The organism is Methylobacterium sp. 092160098-2, from assembly GCF_028920805.1.
In the GTDB taxonomy this organism is placed as follows: Bacteria; Pseudomonadota; Alphaproteobacteria; order Rhizobiales; family Beijerinckiaceae; genus Methylobacterium; species Methylobacterium fujisawaense.
The window spans coordinates 257,713-270,494 of record NZ_JAQPZJ010000003.1 but is presented as its reverse complement, the minus strand read 5'-3'; the positions used below and the strand labels follow the sequence as shown (position 1 = coordinate 270,494).

Sequence of the window (12,782 nt, the reverse complement as noted above, 5' to 3'; positions counted from 1 at the left end):
GCTGAGAGAGCCTCCGCAAGGAAACTCCCATGGCATTCGAGAATAGCCCTTTCCGGTACGGCGCCCAGCAGCCGACCGGCTACGCCGGCACCCAGGTCGAAGTCGACCAGGGCCTGCGCACCTTCATGCTCGGCGTCTACAACAACATGGTCGTCGGGCTTGGCATCTCGGGTCTCGTCGCGCTCGGCCTCAACATGGCCTCCGTGGCGGCCTACCAGGGCACCCGCCCGATCCTGACCCCGTTCGGTCAGACCCTCTATCTCAGCCCGCTGAAGTGGGTCCTGATGCTCGCCCCGCTGGCGTTCATCTTCGTCTTCTCCATGCGGATGGACCGGATGTCGGCCTCTTCCGCGCGGACGATGTTCTTCGCCTTCGCGGCGGTGATGGGCGCCTCGATGTCCTCGCTCCTGCTGGTCTTCACCGGTGGCAGCGTGGTCCAGGTGTTCTTCATCACGGCGGCGGCCTTCGGCTCGCTCAGCCTCTGGGGCTACACCACGAAGCGTAGCCTCTCGGGCATGGGCTCGTTCCTGATGATGGGCCTGATCGGCATCATCCTCGCGTCGCTGGTGAACATCTTCTTCGCCTCGTCGGCCCTCCAGTTCGCAATCTCGGTGCTGGGCGTGCTGATCTTCGCGGGGCTGACCGCCTACGACACGCAGAAGCTCAAGGAGATGTATCTCTACGGCGGCTTCGACGGTGAGATGGCGGCCAAGATGTCGGTGAACGGCGCCCTGACCCTCTATCTCGACTTCATCAACATGTTCCAGTTCCTGCTGAGCCTAATCGGCGACCGCCGCTAAGCCGCAAGAACCGATCGTTGAGAGAAACCCCGGCGGGCAACCGCCGGGGTTTCTTTTTGTCTCGCCGCACCGACCGGATGCGCTAAGCTCGGGCCATGCCCGCGCTCTCCGGCCTTTCCGGCCTCTCAGCCTTCCCGATCACCCCGAGCGACGCCGACGGTCGGGTCGATGCCGGAGCCCTGCAGCGCCTGCTGGAGCCCCTCGTGGCCGCCGGGGTCGATTCGATCGGCCTGCTCGGCAGCACCGGGACCTATGCGTATCTGAGCCGCGACGAGCGTCGCCGGGCGGTGGCGATCGCCCGCGAGGCCGTGGGCGGCCGGGTACCGCTCCTGGTCGGCATCGGCGCCCTGCGCACAGACGAGGCCATCCGCCTCGCGCAGGATGCGCGGGCGGCCGGCGCGGATGCGGGACTGCTCGCCCCCGTCTCCTATACGCCGCTGACCGAGGCCGAGGTCGAGGCGCATTTCGCGGCCGTGGCGGAGGCGGGCGGATTACCCCTCGTCCTCTACGACAACCCCGCGACCACGCATTTCCGCTTCACGCCGGCGCTGATCGGCCGGCTCGCCCGCCGTCCCGGGATCGTGGCCGCCAAATGCGCCGCGCCGGCCCCGGCCGACGCCGCGGCCGGTGTCGCGGCCCTGCAGGCGGCGGTCCCGGCGGGCTTCTCCATCGGCTTCAGCGGCGACTGGAACGCGACCGAGGCGCTGATCGCCGGCGGCGCGGCATGGTACAGCGTGGCGGGCGGCCTGTTCCCCCGGACCTGCCGCGCGATCGTCCAGGCCGTGGAGGCCGACGACACGGACCGGGCGCGCACCCTGAACGCGGAACTGGAGCCGCTCTGGACGCTGTTCCGGACCCATTCCAGCCTGCGGGTGGTCTACGCCTTGGCCGATATCCTGGGCCTGTGCCGCGCCGAGCCGCCGCGGCCGATCCGTCCCCTGCCGCCGGAGGTCGTGGCCGAGATCGCCGCGACCGTCCGGCGGATGCCCCTGTCCTGAGGGGCGGAGCGGGATGCTGTGCGGGGGCAGACCGCCGGTCAGACCGCCTTGGGCGCCGGCTCCAGCACGGCGATGACCCGGGCGAGTTCCGAGCCGCGCTTCAGGATCTGGCCGCTCGCGGCGATGACCGCGTAGGCCCCCTGGCGGCGGGCAAGCTTGGGATCCTTCTCGATCCGGTAGAGCGGCATCTCGGAGGCGCGGCGGTAGATCGAGAACACCGCCCTGTCGCGGCGGAAATCGAGGGCGTAGTCGCGCCATTCGCCCGCGGCCACCTGCCGGCCATAGAGGTTGAAGATCGTGCGCAGCTCATCCCGGTTGAAGGCGACCTGTGGAGGAGCCGCGCGGGCGGGGAAGGGAATGACATGCCCCGCCGCCTCGTCGGGCCTCGGCCCGGCGCTCGTCCTTTCGGTCATCACCACTCCCGTGCATCGTTCCTTTGCCGGATGATGGGCTTCGCCGCAGCGGCCCGCAAGGGTGACGGCCGCCCCGCGCCGTGACCTGCGAGACACGCCCAAGCGACAAAAAACATGGTTTGGCCAGATTCGCGCCTTTTGCAGGCCGCGTTGCCGCGCGACAACAGACGTCGAACCTCGCCGGGTCCTGCCCGGCCGGCGCCCGACACCCAGCTCCCCAGCCATCGGCCGCCGTTCGGGATCCCAGGATCCGGCACTCCGAGGTTTCGAGACCCAAGACTTCAGGCCGCCCCTCCGGGCGGCCTTTTTTCTGTTTCCCGTTGGGCCCGGGAAGCGGGTATGCCACCGGCATCATGGGCCCGCCTGCCTTCGACGACGCCTTCCTGCACGACCTCGACGCGCTGTTCGCGTGGCGCCGCGACGTGCGCCGGTTCCGGACGGATCCGGTGGACGAGGCGTGCCTGCGCACCTGCCTGACGGCGGCCCACCGGGCGCCGTCGGTCGGCAACAGCCGGCCCTGGCGCTTCGTGCGCGTCTCGGATCCGGCGCGGCGCCGCGCGGTGTCCGACAACTTCTCCGGCTGCAACGCCGCCGCGGCCGCAGGCTACGATGCGGACCGCGCCGCCCGGTATCGCGGCCTCAAGCTCGCCGGCCTGCGGGAGGCGCCGGTCCATCTGGCCGTCTTCTGCGACGCGGCGACCGAGACCGGCCTCGGGCTCGGACGGGCCAGCATGCCGGAGACCCTGGCCTATTCGGTGGTGGGGGCGGTGCAGTGCTTCTGGCTCGCCGCACGGGCGCGCGGCCTCGGCGTCGGCTGGGTCTCGATCCTGGAGCCGCAGACCGTCTCGGCGATCCTGGCGGTGCCGGAGACGTGGCGGCTCGTGGCCTATCTCTGCGTCGGACACCCGGTGGAGGAGCATCTCGACCCGGAGCTGGAGCGCCACGGCTGGCAGCCCGAGGACAAGCGGGGCAGCACGCTCTACGAGCGCTGAGGGGCGGCCGAGCGGCCCCGCCGCCGCCCCCGCGCCGTCGATCGTGGTTGCTCTTTTACCGTGCCTCACGGATGCGGCACGCTGACCCCACATCAACCATAGCTATTCTTGGAACGGTAAGCTCGGCCGCGGATTACTTGCCCGCGTCAACTCTTGCTTGTCGAGGATCGTAGTGATGTCGGGTCGGGTGGCGGCTGTATTCGGTTTGGCCGGCGCGATGCTGGCCGGTTGTCTTCAAACGGCGCAGGCGCGCGAGGTCGTGCCGTTCCAGAACGGTGTCGCGCCGGGCTCGGTGGTGATCAGCGTGTCGCAGCGCAAGCTCTATCTCGTGAACGGCGACGGCACGGCGATCCGCTACCCCGTGGCGGTGGGCCGGCCCGGCAAGCAGTGGTTCGGCACGAAGCCGATCGACGGCAAGTACGTCGCCCCCGCCTGGTCGCCCCCCGCGGAGGTGAAGCGCGACAACCCGCGCCTGCCGAACCTCATCGCGGGCGGCTCGCCGCACAATCCGATGGGTGCGGCGGCCATGACCCTCGCGGGCGGCGAATACGCGATCCACGGCACCAACCGGCCGAGTTCGGTGGGCACCTACGCGTCCTATGGCTGCATCCGGATGTACAATCAGGACGTGGTCGACCTCTACGCGCGGGTCGATGTCGGCACGCAGGTCTACATGACCCACTGAGGCCCGCGGGCCTCAGTCGGCCGGCGGCGCGGTCGCCTCGACGGCCGTGAACGTCTCCAGGATCCGGTAGGTGTGCGCGGCGCCCGCCGGCACGCAGTAGGAATCGCCCGGAGCGAGGGCGAGGGTCTCGCCCTCCAGGACGAGCTCCGCCCGGCCGCTGACCACGTAGCCGACGGTCTCGTAGGCCGATTTGGTCATCGGCTTGTCGGCGTTCGGCTCCTCCGCCCGCCACATCCGCATCCCGAGCCGCTCGCCGCGGGCCAGGGTGATCGCGCCGTGCGGTCCCGCGACCGCGCTGCGCGCCGATACCGTTGTCGCCATGCTCGCCTCCTCCGGGTGAATCCGCTCAACGGGCCCGGAGGCTCGACGTTCCGCGCCGGACGTTCCGTGCCCGACGGCGCGCCGCTTGACGGCCCGCACCGGGCCCCGACAGGATGACGCACCGGTTCGACAGACGCCCGACAGAGGCGCGGACCGGGGCGGCGCCCGCGAACCCGCCCGGGTCCGATGCGCCGGCGAGCGATCCGGATCGGGAGGATGCGCGCCATGCAGATCAAGGCGGCGATCGACAGGATTCCCGGCGGCCTGATGCTGGTGCCGCTGCTGCTCGGAGCCCTGTGCAGGACCTTCGCGCCGGGGTCCCCGGCCTATTTCAAGGGCTTCACGCAGGGGATCATGACCGGCGTGATCCCGATCCTGGCGGTCTGGTTCTTCTGTATGGGCGCCTCGGTCAGCCTGAGGGCGACCGGGACGGTGCTGCGCAAGTCCGGCACGCTGGTGGCGACCAAGCTGGTCGCCGCCTGGGCGATCGTGCTGGTGGCCGGGCTGTTCATCCCGCCCGAGGGGATCCAGACCGGCTTCTTCGCCGGCCTCTCGATCCTGGCGATCGTCTGCGCGATGGATATGACCAATGGCGGCCTCTACGCCTCGCTGATGCAGACCTACGGCAGCCGCGAGGAGGCCGGCGCCTTCATCCTCACGTCGATCGAATCCGGCCCGCTGATGAGCATGATCATCCTCGGGGCCTCCGGGGCTGCGCATTTCGAGCCGCAGATCTTCGCGGGCGCGGTATTGCCCTTCCTCGTCGGCTTCGCCCTCGGCAACCTCGACCCGAAGCTCCGGGCCCTGTTCGCCCCGGGCGGCCAGCTGATGATCCCGTTCTTCGCCTTCGCGCTGGGGAACACCGTGGACCTCAGCAACCTGCTCTCGCCGCTCGCGGGGCTCGGCATCGTGCTGGCGCTGGCGGTGATCGTCCTGACCGGCATCCCGCTGATCCTGGCCGACCGGGCGATCGGGGGCGGGACCGGCACGGCGGGGCTGGCGGCCTCCTCGACGGCCGGGGCCGCCGCCGCCAACCCGCTGGCGATCGCCGCCGTCGCCCCGCACTTCGCCCCGGCCGCGCAGACCGCCACCGTGCTGGTGACGATCTGCATCATCGTCACCTCGATTCTCGTGCCGATCCTGACCGGGCTCTGGTACCGGCGGTTCGGGGCGGGTGCGGCGGAGGCCCGGACCGAGACCGGCCCGCCGCTGGCGGTCCCGGCCGAATAGGGCCGGACCGGTGCGCCGGCCCCTGCGCCGTCCTCAGAAGTCGACCGCGAGGCCCTTCACCTCCCAGTCGTCGTAGCGCACCGGCTCCAGGCCGCCGCGCCCCTGGCGCTCGGGCCGGGCGCTGATCTCGGCGGCCCGGGCGTCGATCGCCGCGCGGCGCTCGGCGGCCTCGGCCAGGGCGCGCTGCGCCGCCGGGCTGAGCGCGCGGGGCGGGGCCGTGCCGTCGCCGGCCTCCGGTCCGTCCGGATCCTGCCTGTGCGGGTCTTGTGCGGTCGGCTCTTGCATCGCGCTCGCTCGAGTGTGAGGGCGTAGGCCCAGAAGACGTTGGATCTGGAGCAGAAGTGGCATCGCGGGACACAGGCCGCAACACGCGGAAGGAAGCTTCGACGGGCGAGACTGGGCCGGATACGGCGGGCCTGGGCGCGCGCCGCGCGGCGATGCAGGCGGTCGCGGCCCTGATCGGGCAGGAGCGCCCCCCCGCCCTCGACGACGCCCTCGCCCAGGCGATCCGCGCCGAGGCGCTGGCGCCGGCCGATGCCGGGCTGGCGCGGGCCATCGCGGTGGCGACCTTCCGCCGCTACGGGCTGATCCGCGCCGCCCTGGCCGCGCGGCTGGAGCGCGGGCTGCCCGCGGCCAAGCCGCAGCTCACGGCCCTTTTGGCCACCGCGACCGCGCAGCTCCTCGACCTCGCTGTCCCCGACCATGCCGCCGTCGACCTCGCGGTGCGGCTCGCCAAGGGGGATACCCGCACGGCCCATCTCGCCGGGCTGGTCAACGCGGTGCTGCGCCGGATCGCCCGGGAGCGCGACGCGATCCTGGCCGCGGACGCCGACGCCCTGGCGGTCAACACGCCGGACTGGCTCGCCCGCCGCTGGGTCGCGGCCTACGGGCCCGAGCGCGCGGCGGCGATCGCCCGCGCCCATCTCGCCGGGGCCGCCATCGACCTGACCCCCCTGCGCGACACCGCCGACTGGGCGGAGCGGCTCGGCGCCGTCACCCTGCCGACCGGCTCCCTGCGCCTGCCGGAGAACGGCCCGGCGATCCCCGACCTCCCCGGCTTCCAGGAAGGGGCGTGGTGGGTCCAGGACGCCGCCGCGGCGCTCCCGGCCCGCCTCCTGGCGCCGCAGCCCGGAACCCGCGTCCTCGACCTCTGCGCGGCGCCCGGCGGCAAGACCCTGCAGCTCGCCGCCACCGGCGCGCAGGTCACCGCCGTCGACCGGTCCGCGCCGCGGCTGGAACGCCTGCGCGAGAACGTCGCGCGGCTCGGCTTCGCGGTCGAGATCGTGGTGGCCGACGCCCTCACCCTGGAGCCGCGGGACCACGACGCGGTCCTGCTCGACGCGCCGTGCTCGGCCACCGGGACGATCCGGCGCCACCCCGACGTGGCCTGGACCAAGGTGGAGGCCGATATCGGGCGGCTCGCCGCGCTCCAGGCCAGGCTCCTCGACCACGCGGCCGGGCTGGTGCGGCCGGGCGGGCTTCTCGTCTACTGCACCTGCTCGCTGGAGCCGGAGGAGGGCGAGGCGCAGATCGCGGCCTTCCTGGCCCGCGACTCCCGGTTCACGCGGGTGCCGGTCCGGCCCGAGGAGGTCGGTGGCGCCGCGGCTCTGATCGACGGCAATGGCGACCTGCGCACCCTGCCGTGCCACCTGGCGGAGGTGCCGAACGCCCGCGGCGGCCTCGACGGCTTCTTCGCGAGCCGGCTCCGACGGGCGGATTGATCGGGCACGCAGGCCGGATCTCCGGAGGTGGACCGGCGGTCCGGTCCAGTCGCCCGTCATTCCGGAGCGCCGCGGGCGGACAGGGAGAAATGGCGCGCGGCAGCGTGCGTCACGCCGCCCGCACCTTGACAATGTTCCTATTTTGTGCTTCCTGACCGCACCTGTCCGCGGCGGCCCGGGAGCGATCCCGGGGCGTCCTTCGGGGACCCGCCCGGTGGCTGACCGGGCGGGTCCGGGGGCGGGGCGGGGCCCGCGTCGGTGGCTTTCAGCCGCCATCGCCCCGGGCGGCGGACCGGTGCGGGGCGTGTCTCGGAAGCGGGCGTGAGACCGGGCGGCAGTTTGCCCGGCGGGGTCGAGGAAATGCCCCCGCGCCGACCCGCCTCTGGGCCGACCCTGAGCGACCTGCGGACCCGCCCACTACGAGGCGGGGGGCGGCTGGAAGGCCACGGCGCTGATGCGGGTTCCGGAGGTGCGGGCACGGCGTGCCTGGGCCTCGCCCGAGACCGCTAACAGGGAGTCGCAGGACCGGGGCGCTGGAGACGCCGCGACGAGAAAGACGGCACCGGCCGGGGCAGGCGCCCGGTCGATGCCGCGGGGCGCCGCGGGGATCGGATCCCGCGCGACTTTGGCCGACACCTGGGTTCCCGCGGCGTCCCGCGTCCCTCGTGTTCGCTCCCGGGCCATGCCCCCGGCGCCACCGGCGCGCGGGGACGATGACGCGTGGCGGGAGGTCCGCGCGCCCGAATCGATGCCCGACGAAGCGGAACCCGGCAGGGGCGGGCGCGACGTCCCGCGGCGATCCGCGACCCCTGGAAAGTTGACGGCGGCCCGGCGGGCTGCCATCCGCCCGTCCGACACGTCCGCCTGCCGGCGGTTCCCTCGAGTCCGAAGAACCCATGACCGACCTGATCGAGACGATCCGCCGGACGCTCGTGCCGATCCACAAGGAGGGCTATCCCTTCATCCTGATCGGCATCGTGCTGACGGTCCTGGCGGGCTATTTCTCCCAGTTCTTCGGCTGGATCTTCCTGATCCTCACCCTCTGGGTCTGCTACTTCTTCCGCGATCCCGAGCGGGTCACCCCGGTGGCGGACGGACTCGTGATCTCGCCCGCCGACGGGCGCGTGAACCTCATCGCCACCGTGCTGCCGCCGCCCGAGCTCGACCTGCCGCAGGTGCCCACGCTACGGGTCTCGGTGTTCATGAACGTGTTCGACTGCCACGTGAACCGGGTGCCGGTGGCCGGCCGGATCGGCCAGATCCACTACACGCCGGGCCTGTTCCTCAACGCCGAGCTCGACAAGGCCAGCGACGACAACGAGCGCAATGGCATGGTCATCGAGACGACCCATGCCGGCCAGCCGAAGCGCGTCGGCGTGGTGCAGATCGCCGGCCTCGTGGCCCGGCGCATCGTCGGGTTCGTCTCGGCGGGCGACGTGCTCGGCGTCGGCGAGCGCTTCGGCCTGATCCGCTTCGGATCGCGGGTGGACGTCTACCTGCCGGCCGGGTCGACCGTGCTGGTCGGGCTCGGCCAGAAGGCGGTGGCCGGCGAGACGGTGCTGGCCGATCTCGGCGGGGGCCCGGAGCGCCTGTTCAAGCGGATCTGAGGCCATGGACGATCTCTTCCCGCCCTTCGCGCCCGATCCGAACGAGCCGCGGCCGCGCCGGTTCAAGCCGGTGCCGTTCCGGATGATCGCGCCCAACATGATCACCCTGATGGCGCTCTGCCTCGGGCTCACGGCGATCCGGCTCGCCTTCGAGGGCAAGTTCGAGCCCGCCGTCATCGCCGTGGTGGTGGCGGGCGTGCTCGACGGCATCGACGGGCGGGTGGCGCGCCTGCTCAAGGGCACGTCGCGCTTCGGCGCGGAGCTCGATTCCCTCGCCGACTTCGTGAATTTCGGCTGCGCCCCGGCGCTCATCCTCTACGGCTTCGTGCTGTTCCACCTGAAATCGATGGGCTGGATCGTCGCGCTGATCTTCGCCATCGCCATGGCGCTGCGGCTCGCCCGCTTCAACGCGATGCTCGACGATCCGAACCGGCCGGAATGGAAGAAGGACTTCTTCGTCGGCATGCCGGCGCCCGCGGGGGCGCTCACCGCGATGCTGCCGCTCTACCTCCACTTCCTGGGCTTCGGCATCGAGACCTGGGCGGCGCCCGCGGTCCTGATCTACGTGCTGTGCATCGCGCTGCTGGTCGTCTCCACGGTCCCGACCTATTCGGGCAAGACCATGGGCAAGCGGGTGCCGCGCAGCCTCGTCCTGCCGATCTTCCTGTTCGGGGTCGCGGCCTTCGGCCTCCTGATCAGCTACCCGTTCGAGGCGCTCGTCGCGGTGAGCGGGGGCTATCTGCTGACCATCCCGGTGGTGGCCGCCCAGTATCGCCGCCGGGTCAAGGCGGAACTCGCCGCCCTGGGCGAGGACCGGCCCGCCCTGGCCACGGCCGGCCGACCGGCATCGGAATAGGCGCTGGCCTTCGCGGAGCCGTCCTCTATCTTGGCGGTATCAAGCGGGCGGGGGCTGGCGGATGCTCGGGGATTTCAAGACGTTCGCGCTGCGCGGGAACGTGGTCGATCTCGCGGTCGGCGTGATCATCGGCGCGGCCTTCGGGGCCATCGTGACGTCGGCGGTCCAGGACATCTTCATGCCGGTGATCGGCGCGATCACCGGCGGGCTCGACTTCTCGAACTACTACATCCCGCTCTCGTCGAAGGTGCAGGCAGGCCTGCCCTATGCGGATGCCAAGAAGCAGGGCGCGGTCATCGGCTACGGCCAGTTCCTGACCCTGACCCTGAACTTCCTGATCGTCGCCTTCGTGCTGTTCCTGGTGATCCGGGCGATGAACCGCCTGCAGACCGCCGAGGCCAAGAAGCCCGAAGCGATACCGGCCGACGTGAAGCTTCTTTCCGAGATCCGCGACCTGCTGGCCGAGAAGCCGCGCGTCTGACGCCGGTGCGGGCGCGCGGTGCCGCCTCAGCCCTTGGGCTTGTCGGTCTCGTCCGGCTTGACGCCGAGGGCATCGAGGATCTGGTCGAGGGCATGACCGACGGCTTCGGTCCCCTCCTCGTGGGTCTTCAGCCGGGTCTCGAGCCGGCGGATCTGCGGCTCGAAGGCATCCGGCACGGGATCGTCGCCGAGGAAGCGGGGCTTGTCGGACCCCACCGGCAGGACGCCGCGCAGCTGCTGCCCGAGGTGGTCGCGCACGGGCTCCGGCAGAGTGGTTTTCGGATCGGTGGGTGCGTCGCTCATGATCGCCTCACGGCTCGGGCCATCTCTCAACGGCCGAACGGATGAAGCGTTGCGCCGACGGCCGCGGCTATGAAGATGCCCCCGGAGCCGGGCTCCGGGGGCGCTTGGGCCAGCGCGAAACCGGCCCGGGGTCTTAGTCGATGACCTCGACGATGCGGTGGCCGCGATCGACCAACACCGGACGATCGTTCACCACGGTGTAGCGGTAGCCCGGCTGCACGCGGTACTCGTTGGGCACGTCGTAATAGGTCACGCCCGAAGCCGGCAGGGTGGTGCCGACGGCGACGCGGCCGTCATAGTCGTAGGAGCGGACATTGCGCTCGCGGACATAGCTGCGGAAGCGCGGGGCCATGTCGACGCCGAGGATGCCGCCCACCGTGCCGGTGGCCGCACCGACCGCGCCGCCGACGATGCCGCCGATCGGGCCGGCCGCATCGGCACCCGCAGCCGCGCCGCGCTCGGCGCCGGGGATCGTGCCCTGGGCCTGGGCGGCCAGCGGAAGCGACAGGACGAGGGCCGAGGCGGCGATAAGGGTCTTGAAGGTCATGCGGGACATCTCCGTTCCGTGGTGTTTCGCCGCGCAGGCGCAGCGAAGCTCGGGCCGGTAACGCCCGACCCCCGGAATCGGATGCATCTTTTTTTGTGGAACGCCGGGATGCAGCCGGCTGAGCCCTCACGCGTCCTTGGGCATCGCCGACTGGATGAAGCGGTCGGAGCCGAGATCCTCCTCGTCGTAGCCCAGCAGCTCCGCGAGCCTGCCACGGGCGCGGCTGACGCGGCTCTTCACCGTCCCGACCTTGCAGCCCATGATGGCGGCAGCCTCCTCGTAGGAGACGCCCTCGGCGCCGACCAGGACCAGGGCCTCGCGCTGATCCGGCGGCAGCTTGGCCAGCGCCGATTGCAGATCCTCGACGTCGAGCCGGTCACCCTGGTGCGGGGCGGTGGCGAGGCGGGCCGCGTAGGACCCGTCCTGATCCTCGACCTCGCGCACCCGCTTGCGGTGATCCGAGTAGAAGATGTTTCGCAGGATCGTGAACAGCCACGCGTTGAGGTTCGTCCCCGGCTGGAACCGGGCGCGGTGCTGCCAGCCCTTGAGCAGGGTGTCCTGCACGAGATCGTCCGAACGGGCGGGGTTCGACGTCAGCGACAGCGCGAAGGCGCGCAGGGACGGGACGGCCGCGAGCAGACCGTTGCGGAATTCCGGCTCGATCGCCTCGCCGCGGGCGCGCAAAGCCGCCTCGAGCTTCTCGATCAGCTCGGCGAAGCGGGACGGCAGCGTCTCCTCGCCGATCCGCTCGTAGACGGTGCGCAGATGCTCCCCGAGATGCGTGCGGATCCCGGGAGCCAGGTTCGGGCGGCCATCCCGAGTCCCGTCCTCCTGGGACAGGACGGTGTCGGTGTCGTCGCGGGTCATGTGTATCGCGCTCGTCAACTCGTCGTGGCTCGACCTGTGGTCCCCGGCGGGTCGAGGCGGAGCGCTTATCGGCCCGAACCGGTTGGAAAGCCCGGCCGATGCGCTCCTGTTACCGGAGTTCTAGCGCATCGGGCGCGGGCATGCACCCTCAGGCAAAACACACTTAAGCTAAGTTGGCCGGTCTCAACAGCCGGATCGCCCCGTCGCGCAGGGTCAGGACGTCGCCGCGGGCGAGATCGGTCCAGCACTCGTCCCGGGTCAGCGCCTGGGTGGCGATCACCGTCACCACGTCGTGCTCGGTGGTCTCCTCGGCGAAATCCACCTGCCAGTCCTCGTCGATCAGGGTGGCCTTGCCGAAGGGGGCCCGCCGGGTGAGGTAGCAGAGGCGCTTGCCGCAATGGGCGTAGAGGGTGCGGCTGTCGGTGAGCAGCATGTTGAACACGCCGAGGGCGTGGAGTTCGCCCGCGAGGTCGGCCACGGCCCGGTCGAGGGTCTCGGGCCGGGGGAGGGCGCGGAACCGGGCCTGGAGCCGGCCGAGCATCCAGCAGAAGGCGTGCTCGCTGTCCGTCGAGCCGATCGGCATGAAGCCGCCCAGCGGCAGCCGCTTCACGCCCTTGAGCTGTCCGTTATGCGCGAAGGTCCAGCGGCGGCCCCACAATTCCCGCGAGAACGGGTGGGTGTTCTCCAGGCTGACCCGGCCGCGGTTGGCCTTGCGGACATGGGCGACGACGATGCGGCTCTTGATCGGCATGTCGCGCAGCAGCCGGGCGAGCTGCGAGCGGGCGCTCGGCTCCGGCTCGTGGAAGCTGCGGCAGGTGCGCCCGTCGTAGAAGCTGATCCCCCAGCCGTCCGCATGCGGCCCGGTCTCGCCGCCGCGTCGGGCGAGGCCCGCGAAGGAGAAGCGGATGTCGGTCGGCACGTTGGCGCTCATGCCGAGCAGTTCGCACATCGTCTGTCAGCCG

General features: G+C 71.4%; 16 protein-coding genes. 9 read left to right on the top strand and 7 right to left on the bottom strand.

Going from position 1 to position 12,782, the window contains the following annotated elements; translation table 11 throughout:
• The first annotated feature begins 29 nt into the window (after positions 1–29).
• Positions 30–800 carry a Bax inhibitor-1/YccA family protein gene (locus PQI07_RS33530; RefSeq protein ID WP_043355307.1) on the top strand — a complete coding sequence of 257 codons (771 nt, stop codon included), beginning with the start codon at positions 30–32 and terminating at the stop codon, positions 798–800.
• 95 nt (positions 801–895) lie between these two features.
• Positions 896–1,798 carry a dihydrodipicolinate synthase family protein gene (locus tag PQI07_RS33525; protein WP_274929024.1) on the top strand — a complete coding sequence of 301 codons (903 nt, stop codon included), beginning with the start codon at positions 896–898 and terminating at the stop codon, positions 1,796–1,798.
• A gap of 38 nt (positions 1,799–1,836) precedes the next feature.
• Here PQI07_RS33525 and PQI07_RS33520 read toward each other — a convergent pair whose 3' ends face one another.
• Positions 1,837–2,211 carry a DUF2794 domain-containing protein gene (locus tag PQI07_RS33520; RefSeq protein ID WP_043355313.1) on the bottom strand — a complete coding sequence of 125 codons (375 nt, stop codon included), beginning with the start codon at positions 2,209–2,211 and terminating at the stop codon, positions 1,837–1,839.
• A gap of 353 nt (positions 2,212–2,564) precedes the next feature.
• Between PQI07_RS33520 and bluB the strand changes: the two genes are divergently transcribed.
• Both bluB and PQI07_RS33510 read left to right on the top strand, forming a co-directional pair.
• Entirely contained in the window at positions 2,565–3,203 is a 639-nt protein-coding gene (bluB, locus tag PQI07_RS33515) for a 5,6-dimethylbenzimidazole synthase (RefSeq protein WP_043355309.1), read from the top strand.
• A 175-nt stretch (positions 3,204–3,378) separates the two neighbouring features.
• Positions 3,379–3,888, top strand: coding sequence for a L,D-transpeptidase (locus PQI07_RS33510; RefSeq protein WP_043355310.1), 510 nt, complete (start codon positions 3,379–3,381; stop codon positions 3,886–3,888).
• A gap of 12 nt (positions 3,889–3,900) precedes the next feature.
• Here PQI07_RS33510 and PQI07_RS33505 read toward each other — a convergent pair whose 3' ends face one another.
• Positions 3,901–4,209, bottom strand: coding sequence for a cupin domain-containing protein (locus tag PQI07_RS33505; RefSeq protein ID WP_053610804.1), 309 nt, complete (start codon positions 4,207–4,209; stop codon positions 3,901–3,903).
• A 216-nt stretch (positions 4,210–4,425) separates the two neighbouring features.
• Here PQI07_RS33505 and PQI07_RS33500 point away from each other — a divergent pair, with 216 nt between their 5' ends.
• Positions 4,426–5,439 (top strand): 2-keto-3-deoxygluconate permease, encoded by a 1,014-nt coding sequence (locus PQI07_RS33500; RefSeq protein ID WP_274929023.1) that lies wholly within the window; start codon positions 4,426–4,428, stop codon positions 5,437–5,439.
• A 33-nt stretch (positions 5,440–5,472) separates the two neighbouring features.
• Here the strand turns inward: PQI07_RS33500 and PQI07_RS33495 are convergent, their stop codons facing one another.
• Positions 5,473–5,724 carry a DUF1674 domain-containing protein gene (locus tag PQI07_RS33495; protein ID WP_043345843.1) on the bottom strand — a complete coding sequence of 84 codons (252 nt, stop codon included), beginning with the start codon at positions 5,722–5,724 and terminating at the stop codon, positions 5,473–5,475.
• A gap of 56 nt (positions 5,725–5,780) precedes the next feature.
• Between PQI07_RS33495 and PQI07_RS33490 the strand changes: the two genes are divergently transcribed.
• The 4 genes from PQI07_RS33490 (at position 5,781) to mscL (ending at position 10,104) form a co-directional block, all read left to right on the top strand.
• Entirely contained in the window at positions 5,781–7,160 is a 1,380-nt protein-coding gene (locus tag PQI07_RS33490) for an RsmB/NOP family class I SAM-dependent RNA methyltransferase (protein ID WP_170867527.1), read from the top strand.
• 896 nt (positions 7,161–8,056) lie between these two features.
• On the top strand, positions 8,057–8,767 hold the full coding sequence (locus PQI07_RS33485; RefSeq protein ID WP_012318030.1) for a phosphatidylserine decarboxylase: 711 nt from the start codon (positions 8,057–8,059) through the stop codon (positions 8,765–8,767).
• A gap of 4 nt (positions 8,768–8,771) precedes the next feature.
• Entirely contained in the window at positions 8,772–9,623 is an 852-nt protein-coding gene (locus PQI07_RS33480; protein ID WP_043383395.1) for a CDP-alcohol phosphatidyltransferase family protein, read from the top strand.
• A gap of 61 nt (positions 9,624–9,684) precedes the next feature.
• Positions 9,685–10,104 (top strand): large conductance mechanosensitive channel protein MscL, encoded by a 420-nt coding sequence (gene mscL, locus PQI07_RS33475; protein WP_274929022.1) that lies wholly within the window; start codon positions 9,685–9,687, stop codon positions 10,102–10,104.
• A 26-nt stretch (positions 10,105–10,130) separates the two neighbouring features.
• Here the strand turns inward: mscL and PQI07_RS33470 are convergent, their stop codons facing one another.
• The 4 genes from PQI07_RS33470 to PQI07_RS33455 form a co-directional block, all read right to left on the bottom strand.
• The gene (locus PQI07_RS33470; protein ID WP_043352614.1) at positions 10,131–10,406 is read right to left on the bottom strand and encodes a hypothetical protein; all 276 of its coding nucleotides are present in this window, start codon (positions 10,404–10,406) and stop codon (positions 10,131–10,133) included.
• Between the two features lie 133 nt (positions 10,407–10,539).
• Entirely contained in the window at positions 10,540–10,953 is a 414-nt protein-coding gene (locus tag PQI07_RS33465) for a DUF1236 domain-containing protein (protein ID WP_043352617.1), read from the bottom strand.
• 126 nt (positions 10,954–11,079) lie between these two features.
• The gene (locus tag PQI07_RS33460; protein ID WP_043352613.1) at positions 11,080–11,820 is read right to left on the bottom strand and encodes a NepR family anti-sigma factor; all 741 of its coding nucleotides are present in this window, start codon (positions 11,818–11,820) and stop codon (positions 11,080–11,082) included.
• A gap of 163 nt (positions 11,821–11,983) precedes the next feature.
• Positions 11,984–12,769, bottom strand: coding sequence for a class II glutamine amidotransferase (locus tag PQI07_RS33455; protein ID WP_043352612.1), 786 nt, complete (start codon positions 12,767–12,769; stop codon positions 11,984–11,986).
• Between the last annotated feature and the right edge of the window lie 13 nt (positions 12,770–12,782).

Bases quoted from the DNA above. Each gene is read 5' to 3' on its own strand.
- PQI07_RS33455 (WP_043352612.1), bottom strand. From the start codon at position 12,769: ATGTGCGAACTGCTCGGCATGAGCGCCAACGTGCCGACCGACATCCGC.
- PQI07_RS33530 (WP_043355307.1), top strand. From the start codon at position 30: ATGGCATTCGAGAATAGCCCTTTCCGGTACGGCGCCCAGCAGCCGACC.
- PQI07_RS33525 (WP_274929024.1), top strand. From the start codon at position 896: ATGCCCGCGCTCTCCGGCCTTTCCGGCCTCTCAGCCTTCCCGATCACC.
- PQI07_RS33505 (WP_053610804.1), bottom strand. From the start codon at position 4,209: ATGGCGACAACGGTATCGGCGCGCAGCGCGGTCGCGGGACCGCACGGC.
- PQI07_RS33480 (WP_043383395.1), top strand. From the start codon at position 8,772: ATGGACGATCTCTTCCCGCCCTTCGCGCCCGATCCGAACGAGCCGCGG.
- PQI07_RS33460 (WP_043352613.1), bottom strand. From the start codon at position 11,820: ATGACCCGCGACGACACCGACACCGTCCTGTCCCAGGAGGACGGGACT.
- PQI07_RS33465 (WP_043352617.1), bottom strand. From the start codon at position 10,953: ATGACCTTCAAGACCCTTATCGCCGCCTCGGCCCTCGTCCTGTCGCTT.
- PQI07_RS33520 (WP_043355313.1), bottom strand. From the start codon at position 2,211: ATGACCGAAAGGACGAGCGCCGGGCCGAGGCCCGACGAGGCGGCGGGG.
- bluB (WP_043355309.1), top strand. From the start codon at position 2,565: ATGGGCCCGCCTGCCTTCGACGACGCCTTCCTGCACGACCTCGACGCG.
- PQI07_RS33500 (WP_274929023.1), top strand. From the start codon at position 4,426: ATGCGCGCCATGCAGATCAAGGCGGCGATCGACAGGATTCCCGGCGGC.
- mscL (WP_274929022.1), top strand. From the start codon at position 9,685: ATGCTCGGGGATTTCAAGACGTTCGCGCTGCGCGGGAACGTGGTCGAT.
- PQI07_RS33510 (WP_043355310.1), top strand. From the start codon at position 3,379: ATGTCGGGTCGGGTGGCGGCTGTATTCGGTTTGGCCGGCGCGATGCTG.
- PQI07_RS33470 (WP_043352614.1), bottom strand. From the start codon at position 10,406: ATGAGCGACGCACCCACCGATCCGAAAACCACTCTGCCGGAGCCCGTG.
- PQI07_RS33485 (WP_012318030.1), top strand. From the start codon at position 8,057: ATGACCGACCTGATCGAGACGATCCGCCGGACGCTCGTGCCGATCCAC.
- PQI07_RS33495 (WP_043345843.1), bottom strand. From the start codon at position 5,724: ATGCAAGAGCCGACCGCACAAGACCCGCACAGGCAGGATCCGGACGGA.